This is a genomic window from Allocellulophaga tsushimaensis, assembly GCF_055383085.1.
On record NZ_AP039451.1, the window covers coordinates 3,711,360 to 3,727,167 of the forward strand.

At 36.7% G+C, this 15,808-nt stretch carries 7 protein-coding genes; 1 reads left to right on the top strand and 6 read right to left on the bottom strand.

The genetic code is table 11. The features are described 5' to 3' along the window. Positions 1–24: 24 nt before the first annotated feature. From ACZ451_RS15965 to ACZ451_RS15975, 3 genes are all read right to left on the bottom strand, one after another. On the bottom strand, positions 25–639 hold the full coding sequence (locus tag ACZ451_RS15965; RefSeq protein WP_464214196.1) for a hypothetical protein: 615 nt from the start codon (positions 637–639) through the stop codon (positions 25–27). Positions 640–847: 208 nt separating this feature from the next. Further along, on the bottom strand, positions 848–1,462 hold the full coding sequence (locus tag ACZ451_RS15970) for a hypothetical protein (protein WP_464214198.1): 615 nt from the start codon (positions 1,460–1,462) through the stop codon (positions 848–850). A gap of 128 nt (positions 1,463–1,590) precedes the next feature. After that, positions 1,591–2,232, bottom strand: a complete 642-nt coding sequence (locus ACZ451_RS15975) for a hypothetical protein (RefSeq protein ID WP_464214200.1) — start codon at positions 2,230–2,232, stop codon at positions 1,591–1,593. Positions 2,233–2,781: 549 nt separating this feature from the next. On the opposite strand from ACZ451_RS15975, the gene ACZ451_RS15980 reads away from it, so the two are divergent. Next, positions 2,782–4,314, top strand: coding sequence for a Kelch repeat-containing protein (locus ACZ451_RS15980; protein WP_464214202.1), 1,533 nt, complete (start codon positions 2,782–2,784; stop codon positions 4,312–4,314). A 132-nt stretch (positions 4,315–4,446) separates the two neighbouring features. Here ACZ451_RS15980 and ACZ451_RS15985 read toward each other — a convergent pair whose 3' ends face one another. The 3 genes from ACZ451_RS15985 to ACZ451_RS15995 form a co-directional block, all read right to left on the bottom strand. Continuing rightward, positions 4,447–5,982, bottom strand: coding sequence for a YifB family Mg chelatase-like AAA ATPase (locus ACZ451_RS15985; protein ID WP_464214204.1), 1,536 nt, complete (start codon positions 5,980–5,982; stop codon positions 4,447–4,449). A 125-nt stretch (positions 5,983–6,107) separates the two neighbouring features. Next, positions 6,108–6,806 (bottom strand): hypothetical protein, encoded by a 699-nt coding sequence (locus tag ACZ451_RS15990; protein WP_464214206.1) that lies wholly within the window; start codon positions 6,804–6,806, stop codon positions 6,108–6,110. 4 nt (positions 6,807–6,810) lie between these two features. After that, positions 6,811–15,570 (bottom strand): T9SS type A sorting domain-containing protein, encoded by an 8,760-nt coding sequence (locus tag ACZ451_RS15995; RefSeq protein ID WP_464214208.1) that lies wholly within the window; start codon positions 15,568–15,570, stop codon positions 6,811–6,813. Positions 15,571–15,808: the final 238 nt, after the last annotated feature.

The following is a 15,808-nucleotide window of genomic DNA, read 5'->3' on the forward strand; positions in this document are numbered from 1 at the left end:
TTTACAGATTATTTTTGTTTTTATTTATGATATGGGAACTAATTCAAACTCAAAAGGAACTGCCGAACGCCCTACTCCTCCTCCAGTCATAATGAGTTGTGCTTCATTAATACCTCTTAAGGAAAATTGCATATTTTTATCGTTTAAAATTGCAGCATTTAATGCTTCTCCTTCGTATACCTGTGCATGCACTCCTACGTAGATATAAGGCTCAAGTTTAAAAATAGCTTTTTGTCCAGGAGGAATTCCTTTTCTAGAAACTACGATACTACCTTGTTTATATACATGAGCATCTATAGATCCCAAATCCAATTCGTTTTTTACTTCTACTTCATCTCTGTTTACAGCATTGCTACTATCTAACTCAATACTATTCCCTCTTCGATTTTGTTTTACTACCCATTTATCACCTGGAGTTGCAGCTTTTTTATCAGAATGATTATTATATGAATCTTTTACAGCAACATCAAACGAAGAGCTGTATATAAACTCATGACTCCAGTTATATCCGCAATGTTCTATTACTTTCCAAGCTGTAGAAGTAGATTTTAAATTAGTAGCAACACTTTTTTGAAAGATAACCACCTTGGAATTATTTGCATCAAACGATTTATTGATAAATGTTATTTTAGTGTTCATTGTATTTTTATAAAAAGATTAAATCAAAAATTCAGAAAGCGATCGCATTAATTGAAACTGGGTGTTACCTGATAAATGTTTTAAAATAATTTTTGTTGTTAGACCATTCTTTTCACAGGTTTTCCTGCAATAAGACTTTATAACACTAAATGATTTTTCTTGCAAGCACCCAGTCCAATAACTTCTCCCAAAATATATTTGGTTTTACTTATGAAGTAGGAACTAAATCAAAAACAAATGGTGTTGCTGTTGGACCAACACCACCACCAGTCATAATTAAATTTGCCTTGGTTAAACCGAACAAAGAAAATTTCTGATTGAAATCTTTTATAATAGCAGAGTTTATTTCTTTTCCCTCTTCAACTTGTGAGTTTACACCAACATAAATTTCAGGTTGAAATTGAAACACGCCTTTTTCTTCTGGAGAAATTCCTGTCTTGGTAGCTAATAACGTTCCACTTTTATAGATTTGTGCATCTATGGAACTTGTTCCTAATTCATTCTTTACTTCTACTTCATTTGGGCTAGCTGCCGGGTTACTATCTAACTGAAGAATATCTCCAGAATTAGACCGAACTACTGACCATTTTTGGCCATTTACAGCAGGTTTCATGTCCGATACATTCCCATAAGAATCAGCAGCAGCTACTTCAAATGCCATTGGGTAAGTAAATTTGTGTGTCCAGTCTCGTCCACAATTTTGGATTACTTTCCATGCAATAGCAGTAGAATCAAAGTTTGTTGCAACGTTTTTTTGAAAGATAACAACATTAGAGTTGTTCATGTCATTCGAGTTGTTGATAAATGTGATTTCAATGTCCATCTTAATATATTATTGATGCCTAGACTTTAAGATGGGAGCTAAGCGTTATCCCTTTATTTTAACCAATTCTACTTTTATCTAGAAGCAGAAATAGCTGGTTTTTATATGAAGTTTATGAAAAATCTTTATTAAGAAATTCTAATGTATAAGTCAGAAAAAATGCCTGATATACCTGCAAGCGGATTATCATTTGTGCCATCATGTGGATTATAATATGCCGCTGCATCATCTGAAATCCAGTGAGCACCATCATTACATAAAATGATATCAAACTCCCCATCTTCAGGAGCATCATATGCTAAATCCTTTATATTGTTTACTGTAACACCTAAGCTTCTAAGCATATTCACTTCTGCATTAATTACGTTTGAAGGGAATCCTAATGCCAACAGCTCAACCTTATTATAATTAACCGTAATGTTTGCTGCACTTATCCCTGTCATAATCGCAGTAATTACTATTGCAGATGGTAGTGATCTTCTCGTTCCATCAACAATAATAGCTGCATTATTTACAAAATTTTCTTGTGCACCGCCTTCCCCATAATTGTTCTGAATATTCTGTATGGCTTCATAAGTACGTGCACCAAGTTTATTGTTTGCAGTATCTTTCCCAGCTATAAAACCTGTAATGCCATGGCTTGGTAAAACCAAAGCTGGTAGTCCTCCAGTAAGATTTAATTGATTGATTACTGCAGCTAATGCAAATCCACCACAACAATTATTTGGGTTAGGATTTATTTCATTTTGATTCCCTGTAAAGTTTAACATGATTCTGAATGTTTTAGTTGTTTATATATTGATGAATCAAATTTGCTTCTTTAACAAGTGAAAAAGAAAAGAGATGAGTGAACGGATCGATTTATTGTGTAGAATAATCTGTTTTATGAGTAAATGTTTTTTAATCTTTAATAATGTGGAATATGAGCAGAAAAATGCTTCTTATTAATTAATAACATTTAACTTAATTGTACATAGTTGTTACCAAACAGATATAAAAATTGTTCTTAACAACAACATATATTCTTATTAACTATCTCATAAAGTACACGTAACTTATTTGTAATTAGTTTGTATTCATCAAGATTAACAGGCAACTCACTACAAATACACTTTTTCAAAATACTATTGTTTTCAAGTTATCACTGTTTCTTTCATTTCTGCTGAAAAACGGCCATTCATGGTACACCACTCCCCCAATAGTCTGGTCTTCTAAGGCTTATTACACTAAAAATGTTAAAAACTCGTTAAGTTCTTATAAGTTTTATAGTTTGTGAATTTTACAACTATAAAACTTAATAACCTTTATAAAACCCAAATATGATCAAACCAAAAATTTACCTAGCCTTATTAATAATTTCTATTTGTCTTTACAATTGTACAACAACAGAAGTTATTAACATTAATGAAGAAGAAAAAGCAATAAATGAAAATGAAGCTGAAGAACCTACTACACCACCTACACTTGAAGAGGTACAAGAAAGTTCAGTTAATTTGTTAACGAATGATACTAAAAAAAGTTGGAAAGCCGAAGTTGCAGAACTAATCAATACCAATGGAACATTTAATGTTTCCGATAATTTTAACATAAAAGATGACGAGTTTATTTTTAAAAACTCATCTTCAACAGGAAAAGGCATATCTAATTTTAATTTAACACTTGAATGGCGCCAAAACAATACAATTAACACCAACGCCAATAATAGTGATGAAACGATGACTGAAAATTATGTATCTCCTGAAATTTTTAACCTTGTATTCCAGTCAAATAGTGGTTTAAATCTGATTGCAGGAGACAATAAGATTGAAATAACTATTTCCGAAGAAGGTGTTATAACTTTAATAATACAGCTAGATGGCGGAGCGCAGTTAAGAATCACTTTAAATGTAAAGTCAGAAGAAGATTATGAAGCAGTTCCTACATCAAGACTTGAATTTGAAGATAGCAACTCATTTTTTTCTAATGGCATAGATGGCTATGCTCCAGATATTATAGGTTCTTTAGTAGATAATAGTCTTTATATTGCGACTCGCGAGGACGATTTAGGAGATCCAGGAGGACCACTGCCAGAAAGGGTCATTAAAATGGATATTGCAAGTGGAGATCAGACAGAAGCCATTTCTTTTGTTCAAGATTTAGCGTCAAAACAGTTAATCATCAATAAAGATAAACTATTAGTTGTAGGTGGTAAAAAGGTAAGCACCTATAATCTAGGTATAATTGAAGATCCCCTGACACAATATTATGCACAATTTGACGATAGTCTACAGTTAACTAGATTTGGAGCTGCCGTTTCAGATAACAATATCTATCTTATCGGCGGAGATGCGCTTTTATCTGGTAGAGATGCTAGAATCGCAAAGTTTGATATTGAAACGGGAGCGGTAAGTGACTTTATATATTTAGCAGCCCCTCTTTATGGTGCGCGGGGAGAAGTTGTCAATGGTAAGTTATACGTTTTTGGAGGGACCTATGAGTTTGATGGATCACCTGCAACAAATGATATTTATATTATAGATACGACTAAAGCCGAAATAGTTTCAATTGAACAAATGCCCACTAAATTAGACCTTACTTTTGTAAAACGATATGGTAACCTTATTTATGTTGCTGGTAGTATTATTACCAGAGATATAGATGGCTTGCCTATAGATAGAGAACCCTACTTAGGTGTATATAATACAGAAAATGGCTCCTTTACTGAGCTTGAAACTAATCTAAGCAGCCCAGAAAACGAAACTATTCATGCAATGACTATTGTTAATGATGAAATGTTTCTTATATATGGTCAAAAGGAACAAGTTCTTGAAGGAAACTTACAGCTGTGGACTTTAAAATCGACTTCTCTTTAAAACAAAATAGTATAATGTAATGGCACCTATTGAATATTCAATAGGTGTTTTTTTTGCTTATATGTGATTCAGCAGCTTTGCGGTAGTTGCACTATTGCGGTCAATAATCATGTGTCTCACTGGTGCTCATTATTACCCCAACCAACCTTCTCTATCTAAAGAACGATACTGTATGGCTTCTGCTATATGCGTACCTGTAACCGATTCTGAGGCGGTTAAATCTGCAATGGTTCTGGCTACTTTTAGAATTCGATCATAGGCTCTTGCAGAAAGGTTTAAGCGCTCCATAGCATTTTTAAGCAATTCTTTAGAAGCATCGTCCATTTTACAATAGGCACGAATTTGTTTGGTATTCATTTGCGCATTGTAATGTACATTTTCCATTGCTGCAAAGCGTTGGGTTTGTATTTCTCTGGCAGCGGTTACCCGTTTCCTAATGGCTACACTCCCCTCTCCTTTTCGCTCTTCGGAGAGTTTATCAAATGGAACGGGTGTTACTTCTATATGAATATCAATACGGTCTAATAATGGCCCCGAAATTTTACTTAAATAGCGTTGCATCTCTGCAGGTGAGGAAGTTACTGGTGCATCTGGATCATTAAAATAACCTCCTGGGCTTGGATTCATACTAGCAACCAGCATAAAACTACTTGGGTAGGTTACCGTAAAGCGCGCCCTAGAAATAGTCACTTCTCTATCTTCTAAGGGCTGTCGCATTACTTCTAAAACCCCACGCTTAAATTCTGGCAATTCATCTAAAAATAAAACACCATTATGTGATAAGGATATTTCTCCTGGTTGTGGGTATGCGCCTCCACCTACAAGTGCTACATCTGATATGGTATGATGTGGACTTCTGAATGGCCTTTGATTCATAAGTCCCATATTCTTTATTTTGCCCACTACACTATGTATCTTAGTAGTTTCTAATGCTTCATGTAAAGTCATAGGCGGTAAAATAGAGGGTAATCTTTTGGCTAGCATTGTTTTACCTGCACCAGGCGGACCGATCAGAATAATATTATGTCCGCCAGCAGCAGCAATCTCCATACAACGTTTAATACTTTCTTGTCCTTTTACATCAGAAAAATCGAATTCAGGAAAATCTAAACTTTTATAAAATTCTGCGCGGGTGTCTATACTAGTTTGCTCTAAAGCATCACCATTATCAAAGAAATTAATCACCTGTGATATATTTTCAATACCATACACCTCTAAATCACTAACAATAGCGGCTTCTCTAGCATTTTCTTTGGGTAAAATAAAACCTTTATAGCCTTCTTCTTTTGCTTTAATCGCTATGGGTAATGCTCCTTTTATAGGCTGTAAACTTCCGTCTAAAGAAAGTTCTCCCATAATGATATAGTTTTCGATGTCTTCTGATTTTATTTGACCCGAAGCAGTCAGTATTCCTATAGCCAAAGTAAGATCGTATGCAGAGCCTTCTTTTCTAAGATCTGCAGGTGCCATATTTATGGTCAATTTTTTTCCAGGAATTTTATATCCATTATTTTTTAGTGCAGCAGCAATTCTATAATTACTTTCTTTTATGGCATTATCTGGAAGCCCTACTAAATGATAGCCTATTCCTTTGTCTACATTTACTTCTATAGTGATGGTGGTAGCTTCTACTCCAAAAACAGCACTCCCATAAACTTTTTTGAGCATGTAATCTATATTTTCTTTAAATGTAAGGAAATTAATATTTACTCATGCTTTAGTTTTTTACAATAACAAGAAAAGGGATTAACTTTAAAAGTTAATCCCTTTTACAAAAATTATAAAACCCTTACTTATTGCGTTTTAAAACTATATACTTGAGAACTTGTTAAACTCCCAAAATGATCAACAGTTTCTACTCTCCAATAGTACTGCGTTCCAGCACTTAAATCTCCACTGCTTATAGAAGTAGCTTCTGTACTACTAAGCGGAGTAGATAAGTCCATAGATGTTCCTATAAACACATTGTAAGATGCAATATTCTCTACTCCATTAGGATCAGCACCTTCCCACATTAAAGTAGTTGAAGTACCAGATACTGTTTCTCCGTTTTCAGGACTTAATAACTCAGTAGGGAAAGGAGAAAAGTTTCTCGCTCCTTCTTCTGCATTGTAAAACCTGAACGTAGGACTCTCTGCCGTTAATTCACTTTCATTAGATCTTGATACTACTGCCCACGAATATTGTGCATTTTGCAGTAAAGTAATATCTAACTGATTTGTTGTAGAAGTTAAAGTTTCTACCGAATTATCAGCAAGATTTGTCAATATTACATCGTAAGTATCTGCATCTTCTGCTGCACTCCATAAAAAAGTTACACGACTCTCTGTCTCAGATACAAAAATCCCAGTAGTACATATTCTATCTTCCTCAGGAAATATCAACATTGCTGCTGCAGGCTGAATAGGTTCTTCCACAGGATCATCGTTCTTACAAGAAACAAAGACACTTGAGAAGGCTAATATTGCTATTAAAAAATTTATTTTTTTCATTTTATTATTTCTTTAAAATTTTAACATTATTCACTCCATTCACACTCAAGATATATAATCCTGCTGGTAAATCTGATACGTCTAATGATGTTTGTACAGAAGGTGTATCAACGATATAACTTTTAACTGATTTTCCAGCAATATCATAAATGATCACTGTACTGTTTTCAGGAGTTGTATTACTATCAAATAGTATATTTAAATTATCTTCAACTGGATTAGGGAATACCGTAAACTCATTTGAATTAATCATAATACTACTAGTGTATATTCCTTGACAATCTTTATCAGTTCGTACAGATAATTTATTTTCTCCTGCAACTAAATCAAGGGTGATTTCAGTATCAGTTGTTGTAAATAACTCACCATTAAGATCAATTTCATAATTTACGCCTCCTCGTAACTGAAGTGTAACTGCATTACCAAATAAATTCTCTATAACATCTAAGTTTTGAGGTTCATCTACTACTACAGTAAAACACTGCTCAAATCCATCTACACTATCAGTAGTAATACATACCGTATACGTTCCTTGCTCTAAATCTGCAAATGTTGTTGTACTTGTGAATTCTCTTGTTACAAGTGCTGCATCATTAAAAGTTACCGTTACATTGTACGTTAAATCATTTACAGAACTAATTGTAATAGATCCATCATCACTAGTTTCACAACTTTCACCAATAGCTTCTATTGTAAAGTTTTGATTACCTATGCCAGTATTTCGAACAACTCTAATACTATCATCAGTAATATCTGAACAATCGGCATCTCGTAAAGCTTGTAAAGGTTCTCCAATAAATGAATCCTGATCTAATCCTCTGTAAGACCATCCCCATATCTGACACACTCCTACTCCTTCATCATCTAAATTAATAGTATTACTATTTACGATATTTAGGATTGTTGCTGCTGGGCTATTATCAGTAATTACATATCTATATGATAAGTTTACTGATGGTGTATCTCTTGTTATGATTAAATCATCTGCAAGACCATCTACTACAATTGTAGCACTAGATCCATCCGCAGCTACTTCAGTAGTTCCATTAGGATTACCTGTTGCTGTAACATCTATTGCAATAGTACCTGCTTCTGCAGCTTCTCTGATAATAATTACTGCATTATCTGAAATATCTGAACATGGTAAATCATCTAATACCGATAATGGTTCACCTACCTGATTCAATCCATTTCCTGGTACACCTCTGTAACTCCATCCCCAGATTTCACAAGTTCCTGGTGCTACACCATTAAGATCTATACTATTGGTAGCAACTACATTTAAAATTAAACCTGTTGCCTGATCCGTAATTACATATCTATATGATAAGTTCTCAGCACCTGGATTCACATGTGATACTACAATTGGATCTGGACGTGAATCTATACATATTACTGCTTCTGTATCACCATTGAAACTTGTAGTTCCATTTGGATTACCCGTCGCGTCTAAATCTATAGCTACTGTTCCGCCGTCTGCCTCTTCTCTTACTACTGTAACAAACTGCTCTGATACAGAGGAACAATCAGCATCGCGCATCTCTTGTAAAGGTCTCCCTTGGAAGGTAGCTAATGATCCTGCTACACCACCAAATCCAGCATAACTCCAACCCCAGATTAAACATGTGCCGACTCCGGCGCCATCTAAACTGATCTCATTACTTGCTGTTATATTTAAAATGTTCTCCTCTGGACTATCATCCGTAATTACATATAGGTAAGAACGATTCGTGGCCTGAGTAACATGGTTTACTGCGATTGGATCTGGACGACCATCTACACAAATACTCACTGCTAAATCACCATCGATACGAGTGGTTCCATTTACATTTAATGCATTGGTCTGTGCCACATTAAGACTTATAGTACCTCCATCTGCATCACCCCAAGCTATTGAATTACCGCCTCTGGTTCCGCCTGTACTATATGGTGCTGGACAAGTTACACTATCATCTGCTGAACTCCATCTACCTGAACTTACTCCCTGTGCTATTCTAAAACTACTGGTGCTTCCCCAACGTACAAAATCTCTTAAGATTTCTGGATCCGATGATCCAAAGTTGCTATTAGTAAATAACATTAAGGTTCCACTTGCTGTTGGGATAGGCTCCCAAGTTACGCTAATAGAAGTATTAGGTGCTAATACCGTTGAAGCTGTTGTTAAACTACTAACAGCTGCATAGATAAAGCCATCTGTACATAACTGATAACTTCCAATATCTACTGATGCATCGCCAATATTAGTAATCGTTACCTGATCTGTAGATGGATCTAATGAAGTAAATACTGCATCGCCGCCTTGTGGTGCTACTGCACCTACACGTTCGATAATTACTGCATTATCTGAAATGTCTGAACAATCTAAATTGTCTAATGCAGATAAAGGTTCCCCTATCTGATCTAATCCATTATTAGGTACTCCTCTATAACTCCAGCCCCAAACTTCACAAATCCCTGGTGCTACACCATTTAAATCTATACTATTGGTAGCTACTACATTTAAAATTAAACCTGTAGCCTGATCTGTAATTACATATCTGTATGATAAAGTCTCTGAGCCTGGATTACTATGACCTACTACAATTGGATTTGCAATAGCATCACCAACTACAATAGTCGCTGACGTAGCATTGTTTATCGTTGTTGTTCCCTGTGCATCGCCTGTAGCTGTTTCATCAATAAATACGGTACCTCCATTTGCCGATTCTCTTACTACAGTAATAAACTGTGTGGAGATATCTGAACAATCAGCATCACGTAAGGATTGTAATGGCTGACCTACAAATGAGGCCTGATCTAAACCGCGATAATTCCATCCCCAAATTAAACATGTGCCTGGGCCTGCGCCATCTAAATCTATAGCACTACTTGGTGTAATAGCTAAGATCATCTCCTGTGGACTATCATCTGTAACTACATACATGTAGGTTAGATTCGTAGATGGGGTATTGTGGCTAACGATAATATCATCTGCTCTACCATCTACACAAATACTAGCATTAAACTCATCAGTAACTACTGTAGTACTATTTGGATTACCCGTTGCTGATATATCTATAGCGATAGTTCCTGCATCTGCAACTTCTCTTACTACTGTAACAAACTGCTCTGATACAGAAGAACAATCAGCATCGCGCATCTCTTGTAAAGGTCTCCCTTGGAAGGTCGCTAATGATCCTGCTACACCACCAAATCCAGCATAACTCCAACCCCAGATTAAACATGTGCCGACTCCGGCGCCATCTAAACTGATCTCATTACTTGCTGTTATATTTAAAATGTTCTCCTCTGGACTATCATCCGTAATTACATATAGGTAAGAACGATTCGTGGCCTGAGTAACATGGTTTACTGCGATTGGATCTGGACGACCATCTACACAAATACTCACTGCTAAATCACCATCAATACGAGTGGTTCCATTTACATTTAATGCATTGGTCTGTGCCACATTAAGACTTATAGTACCTCCATCTGCATCACCCCATGCTATTGAATTACCGCCTCTGGTTCCGCCTGTACTATATGGTGCTGGGCAAGTTACACTATCATCTGCTGAACTCCATCGGCCTGCTGCAACACCTTGTGCTACTCTAAAACTACTATTACCCCAACGTACATGATCTAATACATCATCAGGACTTGATGAGTTAAAATTAGTGTTAGCAAATAACATTAAGGTTCCATTACCAGCAGTTGGAATATCATTCCAAGAAACTGTAATTGATGTATTTGCTGCTAATAAAGTACTCGCTGTAGTTAAAGAAGATATTGCATCATATCTAAAGCCATCTGTACATAACTGATAACTTCCAATATCTACTGATGCATTTCCAATATTTGTAATCGTTACTTCTTGTGTACTAGGGTTCAGTGCTGTAAATACTGCTTCTGCTCCTTGTGGTGCTACTGCGCCTACACGTTCGATAATTACTGCATTATCTGAAATGTCTGAACAATCTAAATTGTCTAATGCAGATAAAGGTTCCCCTATCTGATCTAATCCATTATTAGGTACTCCTCTATAACTCCAGCCCCAAACTTCACAAATCCCTGGTGCTACACCATTTAAATCTATACTATTGGTAGCTACTACATTTAAAATTAAACCTGTAGCCTGATCTGTAATTACATATCTGTATGATAAAGTCTCTGAGCCTGGATTACTATGACCTACTACAATTGGATTTGCAATAGCATCACCAACTACAATAGTCGCTGACGTAGCATTGTTTATCGTTGTTGTTCCCTGTGCATCGCCTGTAGCTGTTTCATCAATAAATACGGTACCTCCATTTGCCGATTCTCTTACTACAGTAATAAACTGTGTGGAGATATCTGAACAATCAGCATCACGTAAGGATTGTAATGGCTGACCTACAAATGAGGCCTGATCTAAACCGCGATAATTCCATCCCCAAATTAAACATGTGCCTGGGCCTGCGCCATCTAAATCTATAGCACTACTTGGTGTAATAGCTAAAATCATCTCCTGTGGACTATCATCTGTAACTACATACATGTAGGTTAGATTCGTAGATGGGGTATTGTGGCTAACGATAATATCATCTGCTCTACCATCTACACAAATACTAGCATTAAACTCATCAGTAACTACTGTAGTACTATTTGGATTACCCGTTGCTGTTATATCTATAGCGATAGTTCCTGCATCTGCAACTTCTCTTACTACTGTAACAAACTGCTCTGATACAGAAGAACAATCAGCATCGCGCATCTCTTGTAAAGGTCTCCCTTGGAAGGTCGCTAATGATCCTGCTACACCACCAAATCCAGCATAACTCCAACCCCAGATTAAGCATGTGCCTACTCCGGCGCCATCTAAACTGATCTCATTACTTGCTGTTATATTTAAAATGTTCTCCTCTGGACTATCATCCGTAATTACATATAGGTAAGAACGATTCGTGGCCTGAGTAACATGGTTTACTGCGATTGGATCTGGACGACCATCTACACAAATACTCACTGCTAAATCACCATCGATACGAGTGGTTCCATTTACATTTAATGCATTGGTCTGTGCCACATTAAGACTTATAGTACCTCCATCTGCATCACCCCATGCTATTGAATTACCGCCTCTGGTTCCGCCTGTACTATATGGTGCTGGGCAAGTTACACTATCATCTGCTGAACTCCATCGGCCTGCTGCAACACCTTGTGCTACTCTAAAACTACTATTACCCCAACGTACATGATCTAATACATCATCAGGACTTGATGAGTTAAAATTAGTGTTAGCAAATAACATTAAGGTTCCATTACCAGCGGTTGGAATATCATTCCAAGAAACTGTAATTGATGTATTTGCTGCTAATAAAGTACTCGCTGTAGTTAAAGAAGATATTGCATCATATCTAAAGCCATCTGTACATAACTGATAACTTCCAATATCTACTGATGCATTTCCAATATTTGTAATCGTTACTTCTTGTGTGCTAGGGTTCAGTGCTGTAAACACTGCTTCTGCTCCTTGTGGTGCTACTGCGCCTACACGTTCGATAATTACTGCATTATCTGAAATGTCTGAACAATCTAAATTGTCTAATGCAGATAAAGGTTCCCCTATCTGATCTAATCCATTATTAGGTACTCCTCTATAACTCCAGCCCCAAACTTCACAAATCCCTGGTGCTACACCATTTAAATCTATACTATTGGTAGCTACTACATTTAAAATTAAACCTGTAGCCTGATCTGTAATTACATATCTGTATGATAAAGTCTCTGAGCCTGGATTACTATGACCTACTACAATTGGATTTGCAATAGCATCACCAACTACAATAGTCGCTGACGTAGCATTGTTTATCGTTGTTGTTCCCTGTGCATCGCCTGTAGCTGTTTCATCAATAAATACGGTACCTCCATTTGCCGATTCTCTTACTACAGTAATAAACTGTGTGGAGATATCTGAACAATCAGCATCACGTAAGGATTGTAATGGCTGACCTACAAATGAGGCCTGATCTAAACCGCGATAATTCCATCCCCAAATTAAACATGTGCCTGGGCCTGCGCCATCTAAATCTATAGCACTACTTGGTGTAATAGCTAAAATCATCTCCTGTGGACTATCATCTGTAACTACATACATGTAGGTTAGATTCGTAGATGGGGTATTGTGGCTAACGATAATATCATCTGCTCTACCATCTACACAAATACTAGCATTAAACTCATCAGTAACTACTGTAGTACTATTTGGATTACCCGTTGCTGTTATATCTATAGCGATAGTTCCTGCATCTGCAACTTCTCTTACTACTGTAACAAACTGCTCGGATACAGAGGAACAATCAGCATCGCGCATCTCTTGTAAAGGTCTCCCTTGGAAGGTCGCTAATGATCCTGCTACACCACCAAATCCAGCATAACTCCAACCCCAGATTAAACATGTGCCTACTCCGGCGCCATCTAAACTGATCTCATTACTTGCTGTTATATTTAAAATGTTCTCCTCTGGACTATCATCCGTAATTACATATAGGTAAGAACGATTCGTGGCCTGAGTAACATGGTTTACTGCGATTGGATCTGGACGACCATCTACACAGATACTCACTGCTAAATCACCATCGATACGAGTGGTTCCATTTACATTTAATGCATTGGTCTGTGCCACATTAAGACTTATAGTACCTCCATCTGCATCACCCCATGCTATTGAATTACCGCCTCTGGTTCCACCTGTACTATATGGTGCTGGACAAGTTACACTATCATCTGCTGAACTCCATCGGCCTGCTGCAACACCTTGTGCTACTCTAAAACTACTATTACCCCAACGTACATGATCTAATACATCATCAGGACTTGATGAGTTAAAATTAGTGTTAGCAAATAACATTAAGGTTCCATTACCAGCGGTTGGAATATCATTCCAAGAAACTGTAATTGATGTATTTGCTGCTAATAAAGTACTCGCTGTAGTTAAAGAAGATATTGCATCATATCTAAAGCCATCTGTACATAACTGATAACTTCCAATATCTACTGATGCATTTCCAATATTTGTAATCGTTACTTCTTGTGTGCTAGGGTTCAGTGCTGTAAACACTGCTTCTGCTCCTTGTGGTGCTACTGCGCCTACACGTTCGATAATTACTGCATTATCTGAAATGTCTGAACAATCTAAATTGTCTAATGCAGATAAAGGTTCCCCTATCTGATCTAATCCATTATTAGGTACTCCTCTATAACTCCAGCCCCAAACTTCACAAATCCCTGGTGCTACACCATTTAAATCTATACTATTGGTAGCTACTACATTTAAAATTAAACCTGTAGCCTGATCTGTAATTACATATCTGTATGATAAAGTCTCTGAGCCTGGATTACTATGACCTACTACAATTGGATTTGCAATAGCATCACCAACTACAATAGTCGCTGACGTAGCATTGTTTATCGTTGTTGTTCCCTGTGCATCGCCTGTAGCTGTTTCATCAATAAATACGGTACCTCCATTTGCCGATTCTCTTACTACAGTAATAAACTGTGTGGAGATATCTGAACAATCAGCATCACGTAAGGATTGTAATGGCTGACCTACAAATGAGGCCTGATCTAAACCGCGATAATTCCATCCCCAAATTAAACATGTGCCTGGGCCTGCGCCATCTAAATCTATAGCACTACTTGGTGTAATAGCTAAAATCATCTCCTGTGGACTATCATCTGTAACTACATACATGTAGGTTAGATTCGTAGATGGGGTATTGTGGCTAACGATAATATCATCTGCTCTACCATCTACACAAATACTAGCATTAAACTCATCAGTAACTACTGTAGTACTATTTGGATTACCCGTTGCTGTTATATCTATAGCGATAGTTCCTGCATCTGCAACTTCTCTTACTACTGTAACAAACTGCTCTGATACAGAAGAACAATCAGCATCGCGCATCTCTTGTAAAGGTCTCCCTTGGAAGGTCGCTAATGATCCTGCTACACCACCAAATCCAGCATAACTCCAACCCCAGATTAAGCATGTGCCTACTCCGGCGCCATCTAAACTGATCTCATTACTTGCTGTTATATTTAAAATGTTCTCCTCTGGACTATCATCCGTAATTACATATAGGTAAGAACGATTCGTGGCCTGAGTAACATGGTTTACTGCGATTGGATCTGGACGACCATCTACACAAATACTCACTGCTAAATCACCATCGATACGAGTGGTTCCATTTACATTTAATGCATTGGTCTGTGCCACATTAAGACTTATAGTACCTCCATCTGCATCACCCCATGCTATTGAATTACCGCCTCTGGTTCCGCCTGTACTATATGGTGCTGGGCAAGTTACACTATCATCTGCTGAACTCCATCGGCCTGCTGCAACACCTTGTGCTACTCTAAAACTACTATTACCCCAACGTACATGATCTAATACATCATCAGGACTTGATGAGTTAAAATTAGTGTTAGCAAATAACATTAAGGTTCCATTACCAGCGGTTGGAATATCATTCCAAGAAACTGTAATTGATGTATTTGCTGCTAATAAAGTACTCGCTGTAGTTAAAGAAGATATTGCATCATATCTAAAGCCATCTGTACATAACTGATAACTTCCAATATCTACTGATGCATTTCCAATATTTGTAATCGTTACTTCTTGTGTACTAGGGTTCAGTGCTGTAAACACTGGATCTGCTTGTGCATATATACCCACCGAGAGTATAAGTGCTGCAAAAAGCATAAATTTTCTTAGTAATTTTGTTTTCATACAATAATTATTTTAATTAGTAATTCTTAAGATTTCTAAAAAGCGGAATTAATACAACTCCTCCAATCTACAGATACAGACAAAAATAACTGCATATACTATCTATTAACATGTTAAAAGTTTGTGAAACTGAAAAAATAGTGCTGAAAAGGAATTATTAACACTCAATACTTCCCATTATTCATAGGATTTTACATTCACAAAGGGAAACTAACTTTAAAGTACTTTTGGCAAATAA